Origin of the sequence: Citrobacter sp. CK185 (assembly GCF_030333565.1) — a bacterium.
GTDB classification, from domain to species: domain Bacteria; phylum Pseudomonadota; class Gammaproteobacteria; order Enterobacterales; family Enterobacteriaceae; genus Citrobacter_B; species Citrobacter_B koseri.
The window spans coordinates 132182-156167 of sequence record NZ_JAOWFR010000010.1 but is presented as its reverse complement, the minus strand read 5'-3'; the positions used below and the strand labels follow the sequence as shown (position 1 = coordinate 156167).

At 54.3% G+C, this 23986-nt stretch carries 23 protein-coding genes; 13 read left to right on the top strand and 10 right to left on the bottom strand.

Annotated elements, in window-relative coordinates; genetic code table 11:
- The first annotated feature begins 31 nt into the window (after nt 1-31).
- Genes OGV79_RS01965 through OGV79_RS01955 form a run of 3 tightly spaced genes read left to right on the top strand, consistent with a single transcriptional unit; the run spans nt 32 to nt 1840 of the window.
- Nucleotides 32-379 (top strand): YidH family protein, encoded by a 348-nt coding sequence (locus OGV79_RS01965; protein WP_012000784.1) that lies wholly within the window; start codon nt 32-34, stop codon nt 377-379.
- Nucleotides 369-731 carry a DUF202 domain-containing protein gene (locus OGV79_RS01960; RefSeq protein WP_012000783.1) on the top strand — a complete coding sequence of 121 codons (363 nt, stop codon included), beginning with the start codon at nt 369-371 and terminating at the stop codon, nt 729-731. The genes OGV79_RS01965 and OGV79_RS01960 overlap by 11 nt, the downstream gene beginning before the upstream one ends.
- Nucleotides 728-1840 (top strand): anaerobic sulfatase maturase, encoded by a 1113-nt coding sequence (locus tag OGV79_RS01955; RefSeq protein ID WP_286466898.1) that lies wholly within the window; start codon nt 728-730, stop codon nt 1838-1840. Before OGV79_RS01960 ends, OGV79_RS01955 begins: the two co-directional genes overlap by 4 nt.
- 12 nt (nt 1841-1852) lie before the next feature.
- Here OGV79_RS01955 and dsdA read toward each other — a convergent pair whose 3' ends face one another.
- Together dsdA and dsdX are read right to left on the bottom strand one after the other, a co-directional pair.
- Nucleotides 1853-3181 carry a D-serine ammonia-lyase gene (dsdA, locus tag OGV79_RS01950; protein ID WP_012000781.1) on the bottom strand — a complete coding sequence of 443 codons (1329 nt, stop codon included), beginning with the start codon at nt 3179-3181 and terminating at the stop codon, nt 1853-1855.
- Nucleotides 3182-3198: 17 nt separating this feature from the next.
- Nucleotides 3199-4536, bottom strand: a complete 1338-nt coding sequence (gene dsdX / locus OGV79_RS01945) for a D-serine transporter DsdX (RefSeq protein ID WP_047460149.1) — start codon at nt 4534-4536, stop codon at nt 3199-3201.
- 227 nt (nt 4537-4763) lie between these two features.
- Here dsdX and dsdC point away from each other — a divergent pair, with 227 nt between their 5' ends.
- Both dsdC and OGV79_RS01935 read left to right on the top strand, forming a co-directional pair.
- Nucleotides 4764-5690, top strand: coding sequence for a DNA-binding transcriptional regulator DsdC (dsdC, locus tag OGV79_RS01940; RefSeq protein ID WP_024130072.1), 927 nt, complete (start codon nt 4764-4766; stop codon nt 5688-5690).
- A 68-nt stretch (nt 5691-5758) separates the two neighbouring features.
- Nucleotides 5759-6841, top strand: coding sequence for a cellulase family glycosylhydrolase (locus tag OGV79_RS01935; protein ID WP_286466895.1), 1083 nt, complete (start codon nt 5759-5761; stop codon nt 6839-6841).
- Here the strand turns inward: OGV79_RS01935 and emrD are convergent.
- The 3 genes from emrD to tisB all read right to left on the bottom strand — a co-directional run bounded on the left by emrD (nt 6768) and on the right by tisB (nt 9242).
- Nucleotides 6768-7952 (bottom strand): multidrug efflux MFS transporter EmrD, encoded by a 1185-nt coding sequence (emrD, locus tag OGV79_RS01930; RefSeq protein WP_058668305.1) that lies wholly within the window; start codon nt 7950-7952, stop codon nt 6768-6770. The two genes, OGV79_RS01935 and emrD, sit on opposite strands and share 74 nt — an antisense overlap.
- Before the next feature lie 247 nt (nt 7953-8199).
- Entirely contained in the window at nt 8200-9033 is an 834-nt protein-coding gene (locus OGV79_RS01925; RefSeq protein WP_012000775.1) for an EamA family transporter, read from the bottom strand.
- Between the two features lie 119 nt (nt 9034-9152).
- Nucleotides 9153-9242: a type I toxin-antitoxin system toxin TisB gene (gene tisB / locus OGV79_RS01920; protein ID WP_047460159.1), complete on the bottom strand. Its 90-nt coding sequence runs from the start codon at nt 9240-9242 to the stop codon at nt 9153-9155.
- 530 nt (nt 9243-9772) lie between these two features.
- Between tisB and ivbL the strand changes: the two genes are divergently transcribed.
- From ivbL to uhpT, 8 genes are all read left to right on the top strand, one after another.
- Entirely contained in the window at nt 9773-9871 is a 99-nt protein-coding gene (gene ivbL, locus OGV79_RS01915) for an ilvB operon leader peptide IvbL (protein ID WP_047460165.1), read from the top strand.
- A gap of 107 nt (nt 9872-9978) precedes the next feature.
- Entirely contained in the window at nt 9979-11673 is a 1695-nt protein-coding gene (gene ilvB, locus OGV79_RS01910; RefSeq protein ID WP_104867988.1) for an acetolactate synthase large subunit, read from the top strand.
- A 3-nt stretch (nt 11674-11676) separates the two neighbouring features.
- Complete coding sequence (ilvN, locus tag OGV79_RS01905; protein ID WP_012000771.1) at nt 11677-11967, top strand: acetolactate synthase small subunit; 291 nt, start codon at nt 11677-11679, stop codon at nt 11965-11967.
- A 251-nt stretch (nt 11968-12218) separates the two neighbouring features.
- Nucleotides 12219-13220, top strand: a complete 1002-nt coding sequence (locus tag OGV79_RS01900) for a glycosyltransferase family 52 protein (protein WP_012000769.1) — start codon at nt 12219-12221, stop codon at nt 13218-13220.
- Between the two features lie 167 nt (nt 13221-13387).
- Entirely contained in the window at nt 13388-13978 is a 591-nt protein-coding gene (uhpA, locus tag OGV79_RS01895) for a response regulator transcription factor UhpA (RefSeq protein WP_286466888.1), read from the top strand.
- A complete protein-coding gene (uhpB, locus tag OGV79_RS01890) occupies nt 13978-15480 on the top strand; it encodes a signal transduction histidine-protein kinase/phosphatase UhpB (RefSeq protein WP_214319254.1) in 1503 nt (500 codons plus the stop codon). Before uhpA ends, uhpB begins: the two co-directional genes overlap by 1 nt.
- A gap of 9 nt (nt 15481-15489) precedes the next feature.
- Nucleotides 15490-16818 (top strand): MFS transporter, encoded by a 1329-nt coding sequence (locus OGV79_RS01885; RefSeq protein WP_012000766.1) that lies wholly within the window; start codon nt 15490-15492, stop codon nt 16816-16818.
- A 144-nt stretch (nt 16819-16962) separates the two neighbouring features.
- A complete protein-coding gene (gene uhpT, locus OGV79_RS01880) occupies nt 16963-18354 on the top strand; it encodes a hexose-6-phosphate:phosphate antiporter UhpT (protein WP_012000765.1) in 1392 nt (463 codons plus the stop codon).
- Between the two features lie 43 nt (nt 18355-18397).
- On the opposite strand, the gene OGV79_RS01875 is transcribed toward uhpT, so the two are convergent.
- From OGV79_RS01875 to OGV79_RS01855, 5 genes are all read right to left on the bottom strand, one after another.
- Nucleotides 18398-19012 (bottom strand): 2-dehydro-3-deoxy-6-phosphogalactonate aldolase, encoded by a 615-nt coding sequence (locus OGV79_RS01875; RefSeq protein ID WP_012000764.1) that lies wholly within the window; start codon nt 19010-19012, stop codon nt 18398-18400.
- Complete coding sequence (locus OGV79_RS01870; protein ID WP_049008034.1) at nt 18999-19901, bottom strand: 2-dehydro-3-deoxygalactonokinase; 903 nt, start codon at nt 19899-19901, stop codon at nt 18999-19001. The genes OGV79_RS01875 and OGV79_RS01870 overlap by 14 nt, the downstream gene beginning before the upstream one ends.
- Nucleotides 19902-19955: 54 nt before the next feature.
- On the bottom strand, nt 19956-21266 hold the full coding sequence (locus tag OGV79_RS01865; RefSeq protein ID WP_012000761.1) for an MFS transporter: 1311 nt from the start codon (nt 21264-21266) through the stop codon (nt 19956-19958).
- 63 nt (nt 21267-21329) lie between these two features.
- Complete coding sequence (locus OGV79_RS01860) at nt 21330-22847, bottom strand: UxaA family hydrolase (protein WP_024130069.1); 1518 nt, start codon at nt 22845-22847, stop codon at nt 21330-21332.
- Between the two features lie 21 nt (nt 22848-22868).
- On the bottom strand, nt 22869-23768 hold the full coding sequence (locus OGV79_RS01855; RefSeq protein WP_024131072.1) for a dihydrodipicolinate synthase family protein: 900 nt from the start codon (nt 23766-23768) through the stop codon (nt 22869-22871).
- Nucleotides 23769-23986: the final 218 nt, after the last annotated feature.

The following is a 23986-nucleotide window of genomic DNA, read 5'->3' as shown; positions in this document are numbered from 1 at the left end:
CGCCATCCGGCAATAATTTAAAGGAGCCGTCATGAAGATTTCCCGCCTCGGAGAAGCGCCGGATTACCGCTTCTCGCTGGCAAATGAGCGTACCTTTCTGGCGTGGATTCGCACCGCGCTGGGGTTTCTGGCGGCGGGCGTCGGGCTTGACCAACTCGCGCCGGACTTCGCCACGCCGGTGATTCGCGAACTGCTGGCGCTGCTGCTGTGTCTCTTTGCGGGCGGCCTGGCGATTTATGGCTATCTGCGCTGGCTACGCAACGAAAAAGCGATGCGTCTGAAAGAAGACCTGCCGTACACCCATAGCCTGATGATAATCAGCCTGATGCTGATGATTGTTGCGGTGATTGTCATGGCGCTGGTGTTGTATGCCGGATAGCCGCAAAGCCCGCCGTCAGGTTGATCCCGGTCTACAGCCGGAGCGCACGTCGCTGGCCTGGTTTCGTACCCTGTTAGGCTATGGCGCATTGATGGCGCTGGCGCTGAAACATAACTGGCATCAGGCGGGGTTTCTGTTCTGGGTTTCTATTGGCGTGCTGGCGATTGTCGCGCTCATCCTCTGGCGCTATACCCGCAGCCGTAACCTGATGGATGTGGCGCACAGTGATTTTTCCGAATCTCGCGCCGTGCGTGACAAATTTTTGATCTCTCTCGCGGTGTTGTCCCTCGCAATACTGTTTGCTGTAACGCATATTCGTCAACTTATCGTCTTTATTAGGGATGTTGCATGACAGGATGTCAGGTCATGGCTAAACCGGCCAGCTCACGTTGTAACCTTGATTGCCATTACTGTTTTTATATCGATAAACCCTCTCAACCCGTTATGGATAACGCGACCTTAGAGGCTTTTATTTGCCAGCATATTGCCGCGCAGCCGGTTGATGATGTGCTGTTTGCCTGGCAGGGCGGAGAGCCGACGCTGTGTGGACTCGATTTTTTTCACCGCGTGGTCGCGTTGCAAAAACGCTATGGAGAGGGGAAACGCATCCAGAATACCTTCCAGACCAACGGCATTTTACTCAGTGACGAGTGGTGCCGATTCTTACGCGATAACGGCTGGCTGGTCGGTATCTCACTGGATGGCCCCGCCGATTTACATGATGCTTATCGCGTTAGCCGTAGTGGAAAACCAACGCATCATAAGGTGGTGGAAGCGATAGCAAGGCTGGTTGCCCATCGCGTGGACTTCAACCTGCTGGTGGTGGTGAATCGGCTGAACAGCCAGCAGCCTGCGCGTATGTATCGCTATCTTCGCCAGCTTGGCACGCCTTTTCTTCAGTTCATTCCGTTGGTTGAACGTGACGATAGCGGCAAACTGACCGCTGATTCCGTGACGTCGGAAGACTGGGGGCATTTTCTCAATGATGTGTTTGATCTCTGGATTCGGGAAGATATTGGGCGCGTTTTTGTACAACTGTTTGATTCGATGCTGGGCGTGTGGAGTGGGCATCCGGCACAAATGTGCGCGCTTAGCGAAACCTGCGGTCACGCGTTCGCCCTGGAAGCAAACGGCGATCTCTATCAGTGCGATCACTATGTCTACCCGGCGTTCCGGCTGGGTAATATCCATCAAACGCCACTACATATGCTGAATGCCAGCCCGCAGGCGAGTGAATTTGGACAGCAGAAAAAATTAACGCTGGGGGCGGATTGCCTGGACTGCGCCTTATTGCGATTCTGCAACGGTGATTGTCCAAAGCATCGGAATTTAAGCGGGAAAAGCGTGCTGTGCGGCGGGTATAAAGCGTTTATTAACCACACGTCGCCGCATATGCGCGTCATGCGGGATCTGATTAAACAGCATCGCTCACCGATGGAGCTGATGGCGATGCTGCGTTAAGGTCAGTGACGTTTAGCGCCCTTTCGCCAGGTACTGCGCCATCTCTTCTTCCGGCACCATACCGCCGCCGGTCGCCCACACCAGATGCGTGGCGTGATTAAGCTGCTCAGCGCTGAAGGCGTGCATCTGCTGGTAATCCGTCGAACGGCAAACACGCTGCGGCCCGGCCATTCCCGCCAGTGCGGACGGCTCCAGGCGAATACCTTCTTCCTGCGCCAGCCAACCCAGCATGTCGTACATCGTCCGATCGTCGAGGGTGTACAGCCCGTCCAGCAGACGTTCCATTGCCCGCCCTACAAACCCGGATGCGCGCCCCACCGCCAGACCGTCTGCCGCCGTCAGGTTATCGACGCCAATCTCCTGGACGGAAATGGCATCATGCAGACCGGTATATACGCCCAGTAACATGCACGGAGAGTGGGTTGGTTCGGCGAAGAAGCAGTGGACGTTGTCGCCAAATGCCAGTTTCAGACCAAAAGCCACGCCGCCAGGACCGCCGCCAACGCCGCACGGCAGGTAGACAAACAGCGGATGGTCGGCATCCACCACGCGCCCCTGCTGCGCAAACTGAGCCTTCAGGCGTTGCCCGGCCACCGCATAGCCCAAAAACAGCGTGCGGGAGTTTTCATCGTCAATGAAGAAACAGTTTGGATCGGACTGTGCCGCTTTGCGTCCTTGCTCAACCGCTACGCCGTAATCCTCTTCGTATTCCACTACCGTTACGCCGTGGCTGCGCAGTTTGGCTTTCTTCCAGGCGCGGGCGTCGGCGGACATATGCACCGTCACCTTAAAGCCGATACAGGCGCTCATAATGCCAATCGACAGCCCCAGATTACCGGTTGAACCCACGGCAATGCTGTACTGGCTGAAGAACTGCCTGAACTCCGGTGAAAGCATTACGCTGTAGTCATCTTCGGTCGTCAGCAGACCCGCCTCCAGCGCCAGTTTTTCCGCGTGGGCCAGCACTTCATAAATCCCGCCACGGGCTTTTATCGAACCGGAAATCGGTAAGTGACTGTCTTTTTTCAGCAGAAGTTCGCCGCTGATTTTCTGTCCGTACTCTTTTTCCAGCCGCTGCTGCATTGCGGGGATGATCGCCAGTTCAGACTCAATAATCCCGCCGGTTGCGGCGGTTTCCGGGAAGGCTTTTGCCAGATACGGCGCGAAACGGGCCAGGCGGGCATGCGCATCCTGTACATCCTGCGCTGTCAGACCAACATAGGGTAAACCTTCCGCAAGAGAGGTGGTGCCTGGGTTAAACCAGGTCGTTTCTTTGAGGGCGATCAGATCCTCTACCAGAGGATACTGAGCGATGAGTGAAGTCATTTTAGCGTTTTCCATAATACGTCTCTTTGCGCTTAGATGATAAAGGAAAGCAGGAATGTGCCCGCCAGAGCAACAACCGACGCGATAAATGTCGCGGTTGTATAGTACTTAAATGTTTCATTCAGGGTGGCGCCGCAGTATTGCTTCACCAGCCAGAAGAGGGAATCGGTCACGATCGTGCAGCCAATCGCGCCGGAACCGATGGCAATGGCGATGATCTCCGGGCTGACGTTGGGGTAGAGCGGCAGCATCGGCGCGACAATCGCCGTCGCACCCATCATCGCGACCGTTGCGGAACCCACTGCGGCGTGCAGAATCAGCGCCACCAGCCAGGCCAGCAGAATCGGGTGCATGTGCATATTGGAGAGGATCACCGCCAGCGTATCCGCCAGACCGCTGCTTTTGAGGATAGCGTTGAACGCGCCGCCTGCACCGATAATCAGCAGGATGTTAGCAATCGAGCCAAAGCCGTTTTCGGTATGGGTCAGCAACGTACCCATACCGATATGCTGACGCAGGCCGAGAATGTAATAGGCCACGAAAACGGCGATAAACATTGCGGTGATCGGGTTGCCGATAAACTCCAGCAGCGTATACAGCGTGCCGCCCTGCGTCATATTCAGTTCGGCAACGGTTTTTACCAGCATCAGGCCAATCGGCAGCAGGACGGTAAACAGCGTCGCGCGTAAAGAAGGCAGCGTATTTTCATCGCGCACTTCGAGATCCGCAAACTCCGTCGGCACCGGCTTAAACGGCAGGCGGTTGCCGAGGAACTTCAGGAATAGCGGCCCGCCGACCAGCGACGCCACCAGCCCAACCAGCAAACCGTAGACGATAACGGAACCGATATCCGCGCCCAGCTTATTCGCCACAAACAGCGCAGCCGGATGCGGCGGCACCACGCAATGCACCGCCATTAGCGCGGTACACAGCGGAATAGCCAGCTTCAGCAGCGACGTGTTGGTTTTCTTCGCTATCGAAAATGCCAGTGGGATGAGCAGCACCACACCCACTTCCACAAACAGCGTGATGCCGCAAATCAGCCCCACCAGCACCATGATCACGTCAGCGGAAAGCCAGCGGCAACGCTGGAGCGTCAGGCCGATCCGTTCTGCCGCGCCGGACACTTCCATCATTTTGCCGAGAATGGTTCCGAGACCGATGACGGCGGCGAGGAAGCCTAACGTGCCGCCAATACCGCTTTCAATCGCATTGACCATCTCCAGCGGCCCCATGCCCATCATCGCGCCCACAAAGAAACTGGCCAGCAGCAGTGCCAGAAACGGGTGGAATCTGAATTTCACGATGGTCAGCACGATTAGCACGATGCTTACCAGCAGCGTGCTCACAACCCAAATTTGAGAGTGCATATCTCACCTTACCCTGTGATTAACATAGGCGTATTGGACGAAAAAACGGCACTTGCTGACAAACGATATAAATTACCCTTCGCATGAACCAAATTGAATCAAAAGGGTGATTTGCATCCAATAATGGTCTGTTTATGCGATATGGTTCACTTTGATTCATCTTTACGCTGATTTTCCAGGCGCATTTTTTTACACTGCAAAGCCAAAAAGAGGTCACAGAGGTGGCGATGGAACCCTTACGCGACGGCAGAAACCGTTTACTCAACGGCTGGCAATTATCAAAGCTGTATACCTTTGAAGTGGCGGCCAGGCATCAGTCTTTTGCGCTGGCGGCGGATGAGCTGTCGCTAAGTCCCAGCGCGGTCAGCCATCGAATCAATCAACTGGAAGAGGAGCTGGGGATTCAGCTCTTTGTCCGTTCGCACCGCAAAGTGGAACTCACCCATGAGGGCAAGCGGGTATTCTGGGCGTTGAAATCGTCGCTGGATACGCTGAATCAGGAAATCCTCGATATTAAAAATCAGGAGTTGTCAGGGACGCTGACCGTCTATTCGCGGCCTTCGATTGCTCAGTGCTGGCTGGTGCCTGCGCTGGGAGACTTTACTCGCCGCTATCCGTCCATCTCGCTGACCATGTTGACCGGTAATGACAACGTGAATCTCCAGCGGGCAGGGATTGATTTAGCGATCTATTTTGATGATGCGCCCTCGGCGCAGCTGACGCATCACTTCCTGATGGATGAGGCCATTCTGCCGGTGTGCAGCCCCGAATATGCCCGTCATCATGACTTAACGAATGCGCGGGTTAACCTGCGCCACTGTACGCTCCTGCATGACCGACAGGCATGGAGCAACGACTCCGGCACCGATGAATGGCACAGTTGGGCGCAGCATTTTGGCGTGAATCTGCCGACATCGTCGGGTATTGGCTTCGATCGTTCCGATTTAGCCGTTATTGCGGCAATGAACCATATCGGCGTGGCGATGGGGCGTAAACGGCTGGTGCAAAAGCGTCTTGATAGCGGCGAACTGATTGCGCCTTTCGGCGAGATGACGCTGAAATGCCACCAGCACTATTATGTAACCACGCTGCCTGGCAGACAGTGGCCGAAAATCGAGGCGTTTATCGGCTGGTTGCAGGAGCAGGCGACGTAGCGTTTGCCACGCGAAGATTTATTGCATGTAAAGCCAGAAAGCGTGCTAAATACGTGATATGACTCCTGATGATTTGCTTAAGGACAATCGTGTTAAAGCCGCTTGCTTCTCTCTTCCTGCTCGTCAGCGCCACGGTGTGCGCGGCTCAGCCGCCGTTGACCGCTTCGCGCTATGCGCAGCAGCTTGGTGTGGGGATGGACGTTGACTGGGCGCGCACCGAACGGGGTATCCGGGAGTTTGATCCTCTGGTGGTGCGTGATTTTCAGGCGAAGGGATTTAAGCATGTGCGCATACGCGTCGCGGGAGAGCCGACGGAAGCGCGACTCATCCACCTGCGAAAACTGGTGGAGGCGTGTGAGCAGTATGGCGTGATTCCGATCATTGCTTATCAGGCCGATGAGTATAAAAACGACCCCAGCCCCGGCAATGAACAAGAGGTGATCAACTGGTGGGTGGCCGTCGCGCGCTATTTTGCGCAACGTTCGCCGCTGTTGGGGTTTGACCTGATTTATGAACCGGCGGAGAAACTCAACCACAGCCAGGCTTCCCTGAACCGGGTATATGACAAAACCATCCGCACCCTTCACGCGATTGACCCCCAACGCATGATTTTTGTCGCGCCTCGTTTGCGCGCCGCGCCGGAAGCGTTGTCGGCCCTAAAACTGCCCCCGCAAAGCCAGAATTACGTGCTGGCGGAGTGGCATATCTTTCCGTGGGGGCCGTTGAAAAATAACGGTAAATACCCGTGGACGTCGGGCACGGCGGCGGAGAAAGCGGCGATTCGCGCGCGAATTAACGCCGCCGCGCGCTGGCAGCAAAAAACCGGCCATGTCAGTTGGGTTGGCGGCTGGGCGCCGGGCGAATCAATCAAAAATAGCCCTTCCGCTTCGCAGCTCGCGTTTGCCCGGTTTATGGCGTGCGAGTTGCAAAGGGTGAATATTCCGTATGCGATTAACGCGGATACGCAGTTTTATGACGGAGAAGAAGGGGCGTGGCGTCCGGCGCTGGAGCCGCTCCTGACCACGATGATCTCGCCGGTATGTAGAAAGCCCGGCGGGAAACCGGGCCATCATTCGATTAAATCGTCTGCCCCTGATGCGGCACACGCGACGCCAGCGGCAGCCAGCACAGTAAAATCAGCAGCCCCATAAGCGTCATCAAAAAACCGAGGCTACCCTGCCCGGTTTGCGGCAGCATTGCGGAGAGCCACGCCAGCACGCCGGAGCCGATGTTTTGCAGGCCGCCCACCAGCGCGCCAGCCGTTCCGGCGAGGAACGGGAAAGGTTCCATCGCGCCGCTGGTCGCCAGTGGGAACAGCATTCCGGCGCCGAAGAAGAACAGCGCGGCGGGGATCAGCAGTGTCCAGACGTTCATCACGCCAAACAGACCTGGGACCCACATCATGACGCCCGCCAACAGGCAACTGAATACCGACTGCCACATCAGCGTTGCGAAGCGCTTATTCGGGCGACCCGCAAACCACGCGCCGAAAAACGCCGCCGGAATTGGCAAAATAAACAGGATGCTCACCACCATGCTGCTCAGACCCAGCACCGCTCCCATCAGCACGCCGGAGCAGGCTTCAAAGACGGCGATTCCCGCCAGTCCGCCAATCAGCATCAGCAGATAACAGGTAAATGCGCCGTTGCCGAATAATGTTTTATAGCTGGCGATCAGGCGGGTACGTGGTGCGCCTGTGGGGCGCGTCTCCGGCATCCAGCGTGCCATACTGAAGGTGACGCCTGCGCAGAGAACCAGCAGGAAAACGTAACAGGCGCGCCAGTTCCAGACGGTATCCAGCAGTCCGCCAATCAGCGGCGCCAGCAACGGACTCACCAGAATCCCCATATTCAGCAGGCTGTTAGCGTGGCGTAACTGCGTACCTTCATACAGATCGCGCGGCAGCGTACGCGCCATCACGCCGCCGACGCCGGTGCCCATGCCCTGCAACGCGCTGGCGGCAATCAATACCGTCAGGCTGTGGGTGGTAATCGCGACCAGCGTAGCCAGCATAAAAATGGACATCCCGACGAGGATTACCGGGCGGCGCCCTACCCGATCGGAAAGCGGGCCGTAAAACAGTTGTGATACGCCGTAGGTGAGCAGGTAAGCGGCCATGACGCTCTGTACTGCCCCTTCACGAACGTTCAGTTCACGCGCCATATCGGCAATGGCGGGGATATAAATGGTTTGCGCCATCTGCCCGACGGCCACCAGTAATACCAACATCAACAACAAATTGACGCTTCTCTGCCTTTTCATTTCGCTGATTACTTTTAAAAAAAGAAAAAAATAAGAATAAGGTGCTGCGCACTCCCATAAATGCGAGTGGAATCTACCACACTAAAAAAAGAAGGCCATATTCACGGCGGGAATAGCGCGGGGGCCGAACGGCAGGATATGTAAACAAAAAGCGGCAACAATTGTTGCCGAGAGATTATTTTATCGCAATTTGATGGCCGCCCGGCGGCTCCCGTAGGCCGGATAAGGCGTAGCCACCATCCGGCAATCAGGATAAACGCAGTAATATCGCCCCGGCGGCAATCCCGCCAGCCGCGACCAACCGTAGCCCGGCGACTTTCTCATTGAGCAGCAGCCAGGCAATTAGCGCGCCGAACAGAATGGATGTTTCACGCAGTGCGGCCACCACGGCCAGCGGCGCCTGAGTCATCGCCCACAGCGCCAGCCCATAGGAACCCATCGTGCCGATACCGCCAAAAATGCCTTTCTTCCAGTGCTGCGCCAGATAGCGCGAGGCTTCCCGCCGCCGGGCAATCATCGCCCAGCCAAGCAGACAGGTGCCGTTCAACAAGAAGGTCCACAGCGTATAACCCAGCGCGGTTTCCGACACCCGCACGCCCGTGCCGTCCACCAGCGTATAGCCAGCGATAAAGCAGGCGTTGATCAGCGCCAGCGTGATACCCCGCCGGGAGCGGGCACGACCGTTACAGGCCATGCCGAGAATCGCCAGGCAAATTACCGCGATACCGAGCCAGGCCATTGTGGAAAGGCTATCGCCAAGAAACAGGACGCTAATTATCGCCACCAGCAGCGGTGCGGTGCCGCGCATCAGGGGGTAAGTCTGGCTCATATCCGAAACCTGATAGGTTTTGGCGACCAGCACGGTATAAACCACCTGTAAGGCGGTGGAGGCGGCTAAAAAAGGGATGCTGGCGGCGGGAAGGGGCGGGGCGAAGGGCAGACACGCCAGCGCCATCAACGCTGCGGAACCACTGACGCTGATTGCGGAGTAAAGTTTGTCATTTCCCGCCTTCACGATGGCGTTCCAGCTGGCATGCAGCAGCGCGGCGAACAGCAAAATGCAGAAAATGGAAAGGGTCATGGTTTGGGTATCGTCAGTGGTTGTCATAAAAACGTAACATATCGACGATGGACAAGCACCAGGCAGATGATGAAAGGGGAGCGGTTGCCCGCTCCCCTTCGGTGCGGCTTGAATCTGAATTACCGGAGGTATTTCAGAACGGCATCAAGCAGTTGCAGTGCAGCAACAATGAGTTTCAGGATAAGAATAGCGATATCCACGAGGCTCATACGCTCTCCTTCTGGTAAAAGGAGCACGGTGCTGACGTACCTCTCCGCCGCCTGTTGTCAGCACCTTTTGTTGACATAACACAGTGTGCTCACACGGGGGTTAAGGCGCTGACGGCACCACCCGTTTCAGCCAGGACTTTGTTGCGCCGGTTACGATGCGGCCCCCTATAACACATTGCGTACAGTGATATTATAGATAAATACTGTATGAATGAACAGTATTTTGTGGACGGATCGCGACTTCTGATCCATACTCAAATGCGTCAAAATTCGTGCCGAAATTGCGTGTTCTTCGCGGAACGCGTATACTTCTGATGTTGATATAACACAGTGTGCTTTGCGGCAACCAACCGCATAACGCTGATAAAAACCTCGCTCCGGCGGGGTTTTTTGTTTTGCAGGCCTGCGTCGGCATCTGGCAAAGCGTGATCGTCGACGCATTTTTGTGCAGATGAAAAATTTTCCGTTGTCATGCCTGAAAAGCTGTGCTTGTATAAAACCTGTTAATCCATAAACAGACAAGGTCCCTAATGAACCCTTCCATGCTGACTGCGACCCTACTAAAAACTGCGCAACCTGCCGCAGTGGTCGTCGTGCGTGTGGTGGTGGTCGTCGGCAATGCGCCGTAGGGACTGGAACAACACACGATTCCAAAACCCCGCCGGCGCAAACCGGGCGGGGTTTTTCGTTTAAGACACCTTCCCGGCAAGTCGGCCCAGAATAAAAGGACTGGAGCATGGCAAGTTCGGGCACAACATCAACATCCCCGCGTACGCGCTTTACGGGCGCAGAGTTTATCGTTCATTTTCTGGAACGTCAGGGCATTAACATCGTCACTGGCATTCCGGGCGGTTCGATTCTCCCCGTTTACGACGCCTTAAGCCAAAGTACGCAAATTCGCCACATCCTGGCGCGCCATGAACAGGGGGCGGGGTTTATCGCTCAGGGGATGGCGCGAACCGACGGTAAACCCGCGGTATGTATGGCCTGTAGCGGGCCGGGCGCGACTAACCTGGTCACCGCCATTGCCGACGCGCGTCTCGACTCCATTCCGTTGGTATGCATCACCGGTCAGGTTCCGGCCTCGATGATCGGCACTGATGCGTTTCAGGAAGTTGACACCTACGGCATCTCTATCCCCATCACAAAACATAACTATCTGGTCAGAGATATCAATGAGTTGCCACAGGTAATGTGCGATGCGTTTCGTCTTGCCCAGTCCGGGCGCCCTGGGCCGGTGTGGATAGACATTCCTAAGGATATACAGACGGCGGTGTTTGACATTGAAGCGTTGCCTGCTCCGGCTGAAAAAATGGCGGCGCCGGAATTCAGCGCTGAGAGCATTCGTGATGCGGCGGCGATGATCAACGCCGCGAAGCGCCCGGTGCTGTATCTTGGCGGCGGCGTGATTAACGCGCCTGCGCGTGTGCGTGAACTGGCGGAAAAAGCCAGACTGCCCACCACTATGACTCTGATGGCGCTGGGCATACTGCCGAAGGCGCATCCGCTTTCTCTGGGAATGCTGGGCATGCATGGCGCGCGCAGCACAAACTATATTCTGCAAGAGGCGGATCTGCTGGTGGTTCTGGGGGCTCGTTTTGATGACCGGGCGATTGGCAAAACCGAGCAGTTCTGCCCGAATGCCAAAATCATCCATGTGGATATCGATCGCGCGGAGCTGGGTAAAATTAAACAACCGCACGTTGCCATTCAGGCTGATGTTGATGACGTTCTGGCGCAGTTGATTCCGCACATTGAGGCTCAGCCACGCGAAGAGTGGCATCAACTGGTGGCGGATTTGCAGCGCGAGTTCCCGTGCGCGATCCCTGAAGCCAGCGATCCGCTCAGCCATTACGGGCTGATTAATGCCGTTGCCGCCTGCGTGGATGACAGCGCGATTATCACGACCGACGTAGGCCAGCACCAGATGTGGGCCGCACAGGCTTATCCGCTCAACCGTCCACGTCAGTGGCTGACTTCCGGCGGGCTGGGGACGATGGGTTTTGGCTTGCCTGCGGCGATTGGCGCGGCGCTGGCGAACCCGGACAAGAAAGTGTTGTGCTTCTCCGGCGACGGCAGCCTGATGATGAATATTCAGGAGATGGCGACCGCCAGCGAAAACCAACTGGATGTAAAAATTATCCTGATGAATAACGAAGCGTTGGGGCTGGTGCATCAGCAACAAAGCCTGTTCTACAAGCAGGGCGTGTTTGCTGCTACCTATCCGGGGATGATCAACTTTATGCAGATTGCCGCAGGTTTTGGTCTGGAAACCTGTGATTTAAATAATGAAGCCGATCCGCAAGCGGCGCTGCGGGAAATCATCAGCCGCCCAGGACCGGCGCTGATCCATGTACGTATTGATGCAGACGAAAAAGTTTATCCGATGGTGCCGCCGGGTGCGGCCAATACTGAGATGGTGGGGGAATAAACCATGCAGAAACAATCACATGAGAACGTTATCCTGGAACTCACCGTCCGTAACCACCCCGGCGTCATGACGCACGTTTGCGGGCTGTTCGCCCGTCGCGCTTTCAACGTGGAAGGGATTCTGTGTCTACCCATCCAGAGCAGCGACCAGAGCCGCATCTGGCTACTGGTCAACGACGATCAGCGTCTGGAGCAGATGATTAGTCAGATCGATAAACTGGAAGATGTGGTGAAAGTGGCGCGCAATCAGTCCGATCCGTCAATGTTTAATAAAATCTCGGTTTTCTTTGAGTAATAATGGCTATCTGAACAAGGGGAAACCCTTGTTCAGGTTAATTATTCGAGAGTGTTATATAACTATAAGTAATATTTTCGGACGTGACGTGTCTTTATTATCCGGTTTATGAACTGTCTTATTTGCAGTATAGAAAGTATCTTTTCGGACAAAGTGACCAATACTCGCCTGAGCGTCTGGGGCGCTTCTTTACGATGTCATATTGCAATGATATTATGCGCCGGGTTGCTGTGATTCAGAGCGAATAACTAATGGAAATCGTTGAGCATCTTTTTATTGTTTGCTCCCCGCTTCAGCTCAGAATTGTTTCTAAGATTAAAGCGAGGTATAAACACGCACGTTTTCATATCATCTACCTTAAAACAAAGGTAGAGTTAAAGTCCTATATATATGAAACGGTTAATAATGAATTCTCTTCTGGCTTAGTCGCCAGTATGGATTATGGCTTTATTAACATGCTGAAAATCAATCGCTTTCTTTCTCATAAAACAATCCATTATGTCTATATGGCGAATATCAGCCATCTTTCAGTGCAATACATTCTAAAAATGTTGTCTGATGACGTTAAGATTAGAACGTTTGATGATGGCATTCTGAGTATCAACTCCGCAGGCTATCTTGATAAACAAATAAAACTACGAAAAGGCCCCGGTCGTAAGTTGACGCGGATGTGGCTTGGTCAGCATTATAATATCAGGGATATCGCGAAAAGAAGTGAACTGCATTTCTCTATCGTAAAGCATAAAAGCAAAAGTAGAAATGTAGACTGCGATATTGTTTATATTGATGTTCTCTCAGAGGAGAAACAGCGCTTGCATACTGAGCGCAGTGCGCCTGTCTATGCCGGGGAGATCAATGTTTTTGTGGGCTCGAAATTTAAAGATATCCTTGATGTGAAAAATGATTCCAACCTTATTGCGTTGATTCATAAGATAGAGACGCTCGCAGCGCACTATCCTTCACTCCAGTACCTCAGGCACCCAAGAGAGTACAGCCAGCAGGTGTTTGGCATGACGGAAATTACGCTGAACGCCATTTCTGAAGATTATATTTGCCAGTTATCCTCGGCTTACCAGCGAGTGAATGTCTTTGGTTTTGCAAGCACTTGCCAGCTTAATGTGATGAAATTAGAGAATGTCTACATCACACTGCTAAAAACCACCCTGATCCGGCCCGATATTCGGGATTCCTTTGCGCTTTTTTCTGATAGCGACAAAGTGCGTATCTGCGACCTGGACAGTATGGAACCGTAACGGAGTCGTACGCCCGCCAGACGCATTGAATGCTGCTCACGGCTTGAACAGCCATGCGCTTATCGTTAAGGTAAGCGCTTTGTTGGATGGCCGGCCTACAACGGCTCCCGCCCGTAGGCCTGATAAGCGCAGCGCCATCAGGCACTTTCAAGTACCAGGACAGAACCATGATCACCATCGCCCTTATTGACGATCACCTTATCGTCCGCTCCGGCTTTGCGCAGCTGCTGGGGCTGGAACCTGATTTACAGGTTGTGGCCGAGTTTGGCTCGGGGCAGGAGGCGCTGGCGGGATTACCGGGGCGCGGCGTGCAGGTCTGCATCTGCGATATCTCCATGCCGGATATCTCCGGGCTGGAGTTATTAAGTCAGCTTCCTAAAGGGATGGCGACGATAATGCTGTCGGTACATGACAGTCCGGCGCTGGTGGAACAGGCGCTGAACGCCGGTGCGCGCGGCTTCCTTTCCAAGCGCTGTAGCCCTGACGAGCTGATTGCCGCGGTACACACGGTGGTGACGGGCGGCTGTTACCTGACGCCGGATATCGCCGTTAAACTGGCGGCCGGACGGCAGGACCCGCTGACCAGACGTGAACGCCAGGTGGCGGAAAAGCTGGCGCAGGGAATGGCGGTAAAAGAGATCGCCGCCGAGCTGGGGCTGTCGCCAAAAACGGTACACGTACATCGCGCCAATCTTCTGGAAAAACTGGGCGTCAGCAACGACGTTGAACTGGCGCGCCGCATGTTTGATGGCTGGTGATGAAAACCATCCTTTCCCGGTTAATTACCGTTATCGCCTGCTTTTTTATCTTCTCCGCCGCGTGGTTTTGCCTGTGGAGCATCAGCCTGCACCTGGTTGAGCGCCCGGAGCTGGCGGTACTGCTGTTCCCGTTCGGTTTACGCCTGGGGCTGATGTTGCAGTGTCCGCGCAGCTACTGGCCGGTATTGCTGGGCGCGGAATGGCTGCTGGTCTGGTGGCTGGCGCAGGAAGTGGCGCTGGCGCATCTACCGCTTTTGATGATCGGAAGCCTGTTGACGCTGCTGCCTGTGGCATTAATCTCCCGCTATCGCCATCAGCGCGACTGGCGCACCCTGCTGTTACAGGGCGCGGCCTTGACGGCGGCGGCATTGTTACAGTCTCTGCCCTGGTTAGGCCAGGGGGAAGAAACGTTAAACGCGCTGCTGCTGACGCTTACCGGCGGGTTGACGCTGGCGCCCATCTGTCTGGTGTTCTGGCATTACCTGACCAGCACCACCTGGTTACCGCTCGGCCCGGCGCTGGTCTCGCAGCCGGTGAACTGGCGCGGGCGGCATCTGGTCTGGTATCTGCTGCTGTTCACTGTCAGCCTGTGGCTACAACTGGGTCTACCGGCTGAGCTGTCACGCTTTACGCCGTTCTGCCTTGCGCTGCCGATTATTGCGCTCGCCTGGCATTACGGCTGGCAAGGGGCGCTGATCGCGACGTTGATGAATGCCATCGCGCTGATTGCCAGCCAGACCTGGCACGATCATCCCGTTGATTTACTGCTTTCTCTGTTGGCGCAAAGCCTGACCGGGCTGCTGCTTGGCGCGGGGATTCAGCGCCTGCGCGAACTCAACCAGTCGCTGCAAAATGAGCTGGCGCGTAACCATCGTCTGGCGGAACGCCTGCTGGAAACGGAAGAGAGCGTGCGGCGCGACGTAGCGCGGGAACTGCACGACGACATCGGTCAGACCATCACCGCCATTCGCACTCAGGCGGGAATTGTACAGCGGCTGGCGGCGGATAATGGCGGCGTAAAACAGAGCGGGGCGCACATTGAGCAACTGTCGCTGGGCGTGTATGACGCGGTGCGTCGCCTGCTGGGGCGCTTGCGTCCACGCCAGTTGGATGATCTGACGCTGGAACAGGCTATCCGTTCGCTGATGCGGGAAATGGAGCTGGAAAGTCGCGGCATCATCAGCCATATCGACTGGCGAATAGACGAGTCTGCGCTCAGCGAAAGCCAGCGGGTAACGCTGTTTCGCGTTTGTCAGGAAGGGCTGAACAACATTGTGAAACACGCTAATGCCAGCGCGGTTACGCTACAGGGCTGGCAGCAGGATGAGCGGCTGATGCTGGTGATTGAAGACGATGGCAGCGGCCTGCCGCCGGATTCCGGCCAGCAAGGCTTTGGTCTGACCGGGATGCGCGAGCGCGTGACGGCGCTTGGCGGCGTGCTGGCCATCTCCTGTACGCACGGCACGCGCGTTAGCGTGTCGTTGCCTCTGCGTTACGTTTAAGGAGCGGCGATGCTGACGTTTCTGAAAGCTCCGGCAAATGCGCCGTTGATAACCGATAAACACGAAGTTGATGCGCGTTACCGCTACTGGCGGCGACAGATCTTACTTACCATCTGGCTTGGCTACGCGCTGTTCTATTTCACCCGTAAAAGTTTTAATGCCGCCGTGCCGGAGATCCTCGTCAGCGGCGTACTGACCCGCAGTGATATCGGCCTGCTGGCGACGCTGTTTTACATCACCTATGGCCTGTCGAAGTTTGTCTCCGGCATCGTCAGCGACCGTTCCAACGCCCGTTATTTTATGGGCATTGGGCTGATCGCCACCGGCGTGGTGAATATCCTGTTCGGTTTCTCCACGTCGCTGTGGGCCTTTGCATTACTGTGGGCGTTGAATGCCTTCTTCCAGGGCTGGGGAGCGCCGGTGTGCGCCCGTCTGCTGACGTCTTGGTACTCGCGTAATGAGCGTGGCGGGTGGTGGGCCATCTGGAATACCGCGCATAACGTCGGTGGGGCGCTGATTCCGATCGTCATGGCTGCTGCCGCTCTGCATTACGGCTGGCGCGCCGGGATGATGATTGCCGGAACGCTGGCGATTATCGTCGGCATTTTTCTCTGCTGGCGGCTGCGCGACAGGCCACAGGCTATCGGTTTGCCAGCGGTCGGGGACTGGCGGCATGATGAGCTGGAAATCGCTCAGCAGCAGGAGGGTGCTGGGCTGACCCGCAAAGAGATCCTGACCAAATACGTGCTGTTGAATCCCTATATCTGGCTGCTCTCGCTGTGCTATGTGTTGGTGTACGTGGTACGCGCGGCGATCAACGACTGGGGCAACCTGTATATGTCGGAGACGCTGGGTGTCGATCTGGTCACCGCCAACACGGCGGTCACGATGTTCGAGCTGGGCGGGTTTATCGGCGCGCTGGTGGCGGGCTGGGGCTCAGATAAACTGTTCAACGGCAACCGTGGGCCAATGAACCTGATTTTCGCTGCCGGAATACTGCTCTCTGTCGGTTCGTTATGGCTGATGCCGTTCGCCAGTTACGTGATGCAGGCGGCGTGCTTCTTCACCACCGGCTTTTTTGTCTTTGGCCCACAGATGCTGATCGGCATGGCGGCTGCGGAATGTTCGCACAAAGAGGCGGCGGGGGCGGCAACCGGTTTTGTCGGTCTGTTTGCCTATCTTGGCGCATCGCTCTCCGGCTGGCCGCTGGCACAGGTGATGGAAACCTGGCACTGGACTGGGTTCTTTGTGGTGATTGCCATTGCAGCGGGCATTTCCGCCCTGCTGCTGCTGCCGTTTTTGAATGCGCAGGCGCCGCGCGAGGCCAGCATTACGTGACGGACTTCACCTTTTTACCCCGAGTGGGGCAAAACTAAGAAATTTTCCCGGTTTCGCCTGGACGCTGTCTCAGGCTGGTTGGGCGGCTGATTTTTACAATGCCTGCAATAAAGCAGGCTTAAAAAATCAGGAGATACCCGTCCCATGCTGAACTTCTTAAACCAGGTGCGTAAGCCGACCCTGGATCTGCCGCTCGATGTACGGCGCAAAATGTGGTTCAAACCGTTCATGCAGTCCTATCTGGTGGTCTTTATCGGCTACCTGACCATGTACCTGATCCGCAAAAACTTCAACATCGCCCAGAACGACATGATCTCCACCTACGGGCTGAGCATGACGCAACTGGGGATGATTGGTCTGGGCTTCTCGATCACCTATGGCGTAGGCAAAACGCTGGTTTCCTACTATGCCGACGGCAAAAACACCAAGCAGTTCCTGCCGTTTATGCTGATTCTTTCCGCTATCTGTATGCTGGGCTTCAGCGCCAGCATGGGGAGTGGTTCCGTTAGCTTGTTCCTGATGATCGCCTTCTACGCGCTGAGCGGTTTCTTCCAGAGTACCGGCGGGTCGTGCAGTTACTCCACCATCACCAAATGGACGCCCCGTCGTAAGCGCGGCACCTTCCTCGGCTTCTGGAATATCTCCCACAACCTCGGCGGCGCTGGCGCGGCAGGCGTGGCGCTGTTCGGCGCGAACTACCTGTTCGACGGCCATGTGATCGGCATGTTTATCTTCCCGTCGATCATCGCGCTGATTGTGGGCTTTATCGGTCTGCGCTTTGGCAGCGACTCCCCGGAATCTTATGGTCTTGGTAAGGCGGAAGAGTTGTTCGGCGAAGAGATCAGCGAAGAGGACAAAGAGACCGAAGAAAATGAGATGACCAAGTGGCAGATCTTTGTGGAATACGTCCTGAAAAACAAAGTGATCTGGCTGCTGTGCTTCTCCAACATCTTCCTGTACGTGGTGCGTATTGGTATCGACCAGTGGTCTACCGTTTACGCATTCCAGGAACTGAAACTCTCAAAAGAAGTGGCGATTCAGGGCTTTACCCTGTTTGAAGTGGGCGCGCTGGTCGGCACGCTGCTGTGGGGCTGGCTGTCGGATCTGGCGAACGGTCGTCGCGCGCTGGTGGCCTGCGTTGCGCTGGCGCTGATTATCGCCACCCTCGGCGTTTACCAGCATGCCAGCAACCAGTACGTCTACCTGGCGTCCCTGTTCGCGCTCGGTTTCCTGGTGTTTGGCCCGCAGTTGCTGATCGGCGTGGCGGCAGTCGGCTTCGTTCCGAAAAAAGCGATCGGCGCGGCGGACGGCATTAAAGGCACCTTCGCTTACCTGATCGGCGACAGCTTCGCCAAGCTGGGGCTGGGGATGATTGCCGACGGTACGCCAGTCTTTGGTCTGACCGGCTGGGCGGGCACCTTCGCCGCGCTGGATGCCGCTGCCATTAGCTGCATCTGCCTGATGGCGATGGTCGCGGTGCTGGAAGAACGTAAAATTCGCCGCGAGAAAAAAATACAGCAACTGAAAGTCGCTTAAGTGTGTATTGGTAACGTTTTGCCCGGCCTGGCGCCGGGCTTTTTTATTGCTGCTTACAGGCGTTCCACGCCTCGATAAAGGCTTGGGCATTTTTTGCCGTCTGGTTTACGGTTTGTCCGGCGCGGTACAGATCGCTGCCTAATCCTGCGCCAATGCATCCTGCATTCAGATAGTCAGCCAGATTGTCGGGACGGATGCCACCGACGGCATAGAGTGGAATATGCGTCGGTAGAACGGCTTTTAATGCGCGGATGTATCCTGGCCCCAGTTCGCCTGCCGGGAAAATTTTTAATGCGCTGGCGCCGTGATGGATCGCGACAAACGCTTCGCTGGCGGTATGACAGCCGATACAGGTCGTCATTCCGGCATCTCGTGCCGCGTCAATAACTGACGGGTCGGTATTCGGCGTCAAAATAAACGAGCACTTGAATGCGGATAACAGGTTAACTTCGCTAACGGCGGTCACGGTTCCTGCGCCGATATGTATCGTCTGACCATAGTGTGCAACGGCTATGGCGATACTGGTTTGCCAGTCGGGGGAATTCAGCGGAATTTCTACGGTGGTAAAACCTGCTGTTGCGAGTACATCAATATGCGCCAGAACTTCATCGGGCGTTATACCTCGTAGTATTGCGACCAAAGGATTACGGATGTTCATGTAAAACACTCCTGATGCCGTTAATGAATGCTGTTTCACCGTTGAGGAGGCGACAGCGCTGGCCAAAAAGCTGGAATACGGTCTGGTAGCGGACGAGCAGCTCGTCGCTGCCTACCAGTACAATTTCTTCGTGTGCAGGGATTGCGTAATGTTGCAGCATTTGTGCGATTTCATGGCCGATCAGCAGACCGGATAAGGCATCAAAAAGCGCGTCCTGAGGAAGGATATGACTTAGTGTTCGTGCTCTGAGATCAAAGACGCCGCGAGAAAGGCAGTTTTCATGTTGACCACGTTTTGCGCCCGCTAAAAAAGCATCGACATTGTGCTGTTGTACCGTTGCGTGTTTTCCCACGATGGAGTGTCGGGTCAGCAGGTGGAAAAATTCGCCGGTCATGATGGTTTGAAAATCACGGACCGTATCGTTCTCCATGCGTACCCATTTACTGTGGGTGCCAGGGAAGGCATACCAGCTATTTTCTGATAACGCGCCAAGAAGCTGTGTTTCTTCACCGCGCATCACGTTACAGGTTTCAGATCCCGCTAACTGCAAACCAGGAATGATGAATACAGGGAGATGGCCCGCGTCATGAACTTGAGTGAGATGCTGCGACAGGGTTTGCAGGGAAACCGGACAGAGTAAATAGTGACTGTCTACCCAGCCAATATTGCTGCCAATCATGCCGCTCATGATAACCGTCGTATTATCTGCCAGAGTGTGTGGGCACTGTTCGAGCAATGTCAGCCAAATATCTTTGAACTGCCCTGCATGGTGATTGATCACCCCATCATGACTGGCGTGACGCCAGACACAGCTCCCCTTCTGGTAAACCCACAGGCGTAGGTTGCTGGAGCCCCAGTCGACGGCAATAAAGTTCTCTGAATTGAACATACTTCGTTCCTGATGCCATAAAAAATGGCCCGCGAGCGGGCCGGAGACGGGTAATTACTTTTCAGCAATATCCATTTTTTTATCGAAGTTAATGAGCAGCGAGCAGATGAGGTAACCCACTGCGGCCAGCGCAAAGAACATCATCGCGGCATAGTAATTACCGGTAGATTGCACCAGGAAGCCGATAAAAATAGGCAAAATGGCAGCGAACAGGTTACTGGTAAAGTTCATGGTGCCACAGATAGTCCCTGCTACCGATTGTGCTCCCAGCAGACCCGGTATTGACCAGTAGACACTGGCCCAACGTAACGGGAAGAGCGCGATTGTCAGCAATGTAATCGCAATGGCTGGTGTTGAACTTTGGGCGCACAGAAAAATCCCTACCCCTGCGGTAGTGGCGGAAATTGCCAACATGGTATGCATAACGCGGCTGGTTTTTGCGCCTTTACTGCGCCATTTATCCATGATGTAACCGCCTGTGAGCTGACCAATAAAGCACAGCAGGAAGATCAGCGCCATCGCGCCACCCATCGACTTAATATCAAAGCCATAAGTGGCCTGGAAATAGAGCGGCAGCCAGGTCATCAGGCCATAGAACACAAAGCTGTAGCATACCCATCCGCCGATCAACGCAAGCACATTGCGCTGCTTGAGGTAAGGTTTGATATCAGCGAGACGGTATTTTTTACTGTTGGTGGCTGGGCCGTTTGCCGCGGTGATATGGTCCAGTTCCGCCTGGTTAATACGTGGGTGTTCTGACGGATAAGTACGGATATACCACCATGCCAGTAAACCGACGAGCATCGTGCCAACCCCCGCGACAACAAACGCCATACGCCACGAGTCGAAAAAGGCAATCAACCCGGCGATGATGACCGCACCCAGCGCGGTTCCTAATGGCGCGCCGCCATCGAGCAACATTGAGCCGCGCCCACGCTCAGTTGGCGTTAACCATGTCCCCATTAATTTTGCGCCTGCGGGCATGATAGGGGATTCTGTGACGCCCAGACCAAGACGGGAAAGTGAAAGCGTGAAAATGGAGTGACATAAGGCGGCAACGGCCTGGAATGCTCCCCATAAGATGGTAGCCAGTGCGATAATATTTCTGGCTTTGAACTTATCTGCAATCACGCCGCTGGGAATTTGCATCAGTGCATAAGCCCAGAAGAAAGCGCTATGGATAACACCGACAACCCGGGTATCAGTAATGCCAAATTCATCGGTAATATAGGGCATGGCAATAGAAAGCGATGTGCGATCAATATAATTAATCGCACCCAACAAAAGCATAATAATAAATATTCGCCATCTTACTGTTGTAGCCTTTAATTTTTCTTCTTCAGTATTTACGTTAACAATAGACATAGGAACTCCTTGCCATGCTCATAGTGAGCATGGCGGTACGAGGTATTGTTATATTGTGGAGCGTTACATTATGGAGCCAATTGTCCAGGGGACAAATTCCTGACTACCATAGCCAAATTCTTCACTTTTTGTTTTTTTGCCGGATGCCATATCAAGGATCATTTGATAAATACGTTCACCGACTTCTGCGATCGTCTCTTCACCTTCGACAATGGTGCCGCAGTTAATGTCCATATCTTCCTGTTGGCGCAGCCAGAGCGCGTTGTTGGTAGCCAGTTTCAGGCTGGGCGTTGGTTTGGATCCAAATGCCGAACCCCGGCCAGTGGTGAAGCAAAGCAGATTCGCGCCGCCTGCGATTTGCCCGGTAACGGCAATAGGGTCATAGCCGGGGGTATCCATAAAGACGAACCCTTTTGCTGTAACTGGTTCTGCGTATTCATAAACCTCTGTCAGATTAGTGGTTCCGGCTTTGGCAATACCGCCGAGGGATTTCTCCAGAATCGTGGTAAGTCCGCCAACCTTATTACCTGCTGAAGGGTTGTTATTCATTTCGCTTCCGCTGCGACGACAGTAGTCTTCCCACCAGTGAATCCGCGCAATCAGTTTTTCGCCAACCTCGCGCGAGACAGCGCGGCGGGTCAATAAATGTTCTGCGCCATAAATTTCTGATGTTTCAGACAGAATGGCCGTGCCACCCTGCTGTACCAGCTTATCCACCGCATAGCCGAGCGCTGGATTGGCGGAAATACCGGAATAGCTGTCAGAGCCACCGCATTCCAGCGCCAGAATAATTTCCGAGGCGGGAATGGGTTCGCGGATGACCCGGTTCGCGAGGGGAAGCATTTGATTTACCAGATCAATCCCTTTCTGAATGGCATGCCGTGTTCCGCCAACGTCCTGGATAGTATAGCTGTGCATCATTGGACCATCTTCCAACCCATGGGCATTCATCATGTCTTTGATTTGGCTGGACTCACAACCCAGCCCAATAATAATGACGCCAGCAAAGTTGGCGTGTGTGGCGTAACCTGCCATCGTGCGCCGCATGACCGCCATGGACTCACTTTTAGAGCCAATCGCGCAACCAAAACTTTGTGGAAGCGACACCACGCCATCGACATTTGGGTAATCGGCCAGACCGTGTAGACGAAAATGATCCTCAATCGCTCTGACGACCGTCGCGCTACAGTTAACCGAACTTAAAATGCCAATATAGTTACGCGTGGCGGCACGCCCGTCAGCGCGACGAATTCCCTGAAATATATCCTGATGTTCGGCGGGTGTGGGGGAATGCCGATCCACGCCCCAGGCGTAATCACGCTCAAAATCGCCCATGCCCAGGTTGTGCATATGTATATGCTCGCCGGCTTGAATAGGTTGGGTAGCGAAACCGATAATCTGCCCATACCGTTTCACTGCCTCCCCGATGTTTAGTGAGCGTAGGGCAATTTTATGTCCTGCGGGAATGTCGCTGATAACTGTAATTTGTTCTTCTTCAAGCCAGGTGCCAGCGGGAACACACTGTCTTGCGATAACCACATCATCTTTTGGATTGAGTTTTAGTACAGGGTTGATGTTCATTATCATTGCTCTCATGCTGATTTACAGAGTAATACGGGCCAGAATATTTCGAACAAGGGCTGTTTTTTCCTCATTGAGTGGTAAGGCTGGTGGAACTACGGCAGTTGAAATATCCACTCCAGTTAATTTGATAGCTGTCTTGATGACGCCAAAAAAAGGCTGTTCTAATGCATACAGAGGAGAAAGCGTTGCCAGTTGCTGCTGTAGTGCTTTAGCCGTAGTGAGGTCTTCACGAATAAATGCCTGATATATGCCTCTGGTAATGTGTGGGGCAAAGTTAAATGTTGCAGGGATTCCACCGTGACCGCCCAACAATAGCGTATCAAGCAAATATTCGTCATAACCGCTAAAGACAATAAACTCCGGGCGGAATGGGTGGACGCGATTAATAATTTCCCGGGTGTGGCTGATGTTATCAATGGTGTCTTTAATTCCTACAATATTAGGCACTTCACGGGCGAGTCGGGTGATCACGTCCAGACCGATATCCTGGCCAGTTAACTCAGGGAAGTTATACAAAAAGACAGGTATACTGAGTGCTTCGGCAATGCGTTTGTAATGCGTAAAACGCGCGTCATCACTGAGTTTCGCATAGTAAGGATTCACCACCAGTACGCCCGTAGCGCCTGCGTTTTGTGCGTGTTCACCTAACTGGATGGTTTCTGCGGTGCTGGCGCAGGCAATACCAATTAACACCGGTACTCTTCCTGCAACATATTGCAGACTGAATTCGGCGATCTGTTTTCTCTGCTCAGTGGAAAAATGTGAAAACTCGCCGCCGCTGCCCAGAATCAGCATTCCGTCAGCCCTGTTGTTAATGACATGGTCAATCATGGTGGCCATTCCGGCGCGATCTAATTCGCCATGATTGTCAACAATGGTTGGGACTGGCGGAAAGATACCTTTAAATACGTTCGACATTGCTACCTCTTGTTCAGTATATGGAACTAATGTTCTGTATATTGAAATTAGTACAGCAAATATCCAAATCATTCGTCAATGATTTTTGCAGAACAAATGAACAATTGTGATAGCGATCTGATTTAGGTGGTTAACATTTCAGGAATTGCCTGTGCTTCCTCTATGCGCAAAAAAGCCGCATTCCTGAGGAAAGTGATTGCGGTATACTGAGAGGAGTC

Coding starts and splice junctions, on each gene's coding strand:
- OGV79_RS01965 (WP_012000784.1), top strand. CDS start 32: ATGAAGATTTCCCGCCTCGGAGAAGCGCCGGATTACCGCTTCTCGCTG.
- OGV79_RS01960 (WP_012000783.1), top strand. CDS start 369: ATGCCGGATAGCCGCAAAGCCCGCCGTCAGGTTGATCCCGGTCTACAG.
- OGV79_RS01955 (WP_286466898.1), top strand. CDS start 728: ATGACAGGATGTCAGGTCATGGCTAAACCGGCCAGCTCACGTTGTAAC.
- dsdA (WP_012000781.1), bottom strand. CDS start 3,181: ATGGAAAACGCTAAAATGACTTCACTCATCGCTCAGTATCCTCTGGTA.
- dsdX (WP_047460149.1), bottom strand. CDS start 4,536: ATGCACTCTCAAATTTGGGTTGTGAGCACGCTGCTGGTAAGCATCGTG.
- dsdC (WP_024130072.1), top strand. CDS start 4,764: ATGGAACCCTTACGCGACGGCAGAAACCGTTTACTCAACGGCTGGCAA.
- OGV79_RS01935 (WP_286466895.1), top strand. CDS start 5,759: ATGATTTGCTTAAGGACAATCGTGTTAAAGCCGCTTGCTTCTCTCTTC.
- emrD (WP_058668305.1), bottom strand. CDS start 7,952: ATGAAAAGGCAGAGAAGCGTCAATTTGTTGTTGATGTTGGTATTACTG.
- OGV79_RS01925 (WP_012000775.1), bottom strand. CDS start 9,033: ATGACCCTTTCCATTTTCTGCATTTTGCTGTTCGCCGCGCTGCTGCAT.
- tisB (WP_047460159.1), bottom strand. CDS start 9,242: ATGAGCCTCGTGGATATCGCTATTCTTATCCTGAAACTCATTGTTGCT.
- ivbL (WP_047460165.1), top strand. CDS start 9,773: ATGAACCCTTCCATGCTGACTGCGACCCTACTAAAAACTGCGCAACCT.
- ilvB (WP_104867988.1), top strand. CDS start 9,979: ATGGCAAGTTCGGGCACAACATCAACATCCCCGCGTACGCGCTTTACG.
- ilvN (WP_012000771.1), top strand. CDS start 11,677: ATGCAGAAACAATCACATGAGAACGTTATCCTGGAACTCACCGTCCGT.
- OGV79_RS01900 (WP_012000769.1), top strand. CDS start 12,219: ATGGAAATCGTTGAGCATCTTTTTATTGTTTGCTCCCCGCTTCAGCTC.
- uhpA (WP_286466888.1), top strand. CDS start 13,388: ATGATCACCATCGCCCTTATTGACGATCACCTTATCGTCCGCTCCGGC.
- uhpB (WP_214319254.1), top strand. CDS start 13,978: ATGAAAACCATCCTTTCCCGGTTAATTACCGTTATCGCCTGCTTTTTT.
- OGV79_RS01885 (WP_012000766.1), top strand. CDS start 15,490: ATGCTGACGTTTCTGAAAGCTCCGGCAAATGCGCCGTTGATAACCGAT.
- uhpT (WP_012000765.1), top strand. CDS start 16,963: ATGCTGAACTTCTTAAACCAGGTGCGTAAGCCGACCCTGGATCTGCCG.
- OGV79_RS01875 (WP_012000764.1), bottom strand. CDS start 19,012: ATGAACATCCGTAATCCTTTGGTCGCAATACTACGAGGTATAACGCCC.
- OGV79_RS01870 (WP_049008034.1), bottom strand. CDS start 19,901: ATGTTCAATTCAGAGAACTTTATTGCCGTCGACTGGGGCTCCAGCAAC.
- OGV79_RS01865 (WP_012000761.1), bottom strand. CDS start 21,266: ATGTCTATTGTTAACGTAAATACTGAAGAAGAAAAATTAAAGGCTACA.
- OGV79_RS01860 (WP_024130069.1), bottom strand. CDS start 22,847: ATGAACATCAACCCTGTACTAAAACTCAATCCAAAAGATGATGTGGTT.
- OGV79_RS01855 (WP_024131072.1), bottom strand. CDS start 23,768: ATGTCGAACGTATTTAAAGGTATCTTTCCGCCAGTCCCAACCATTGTT.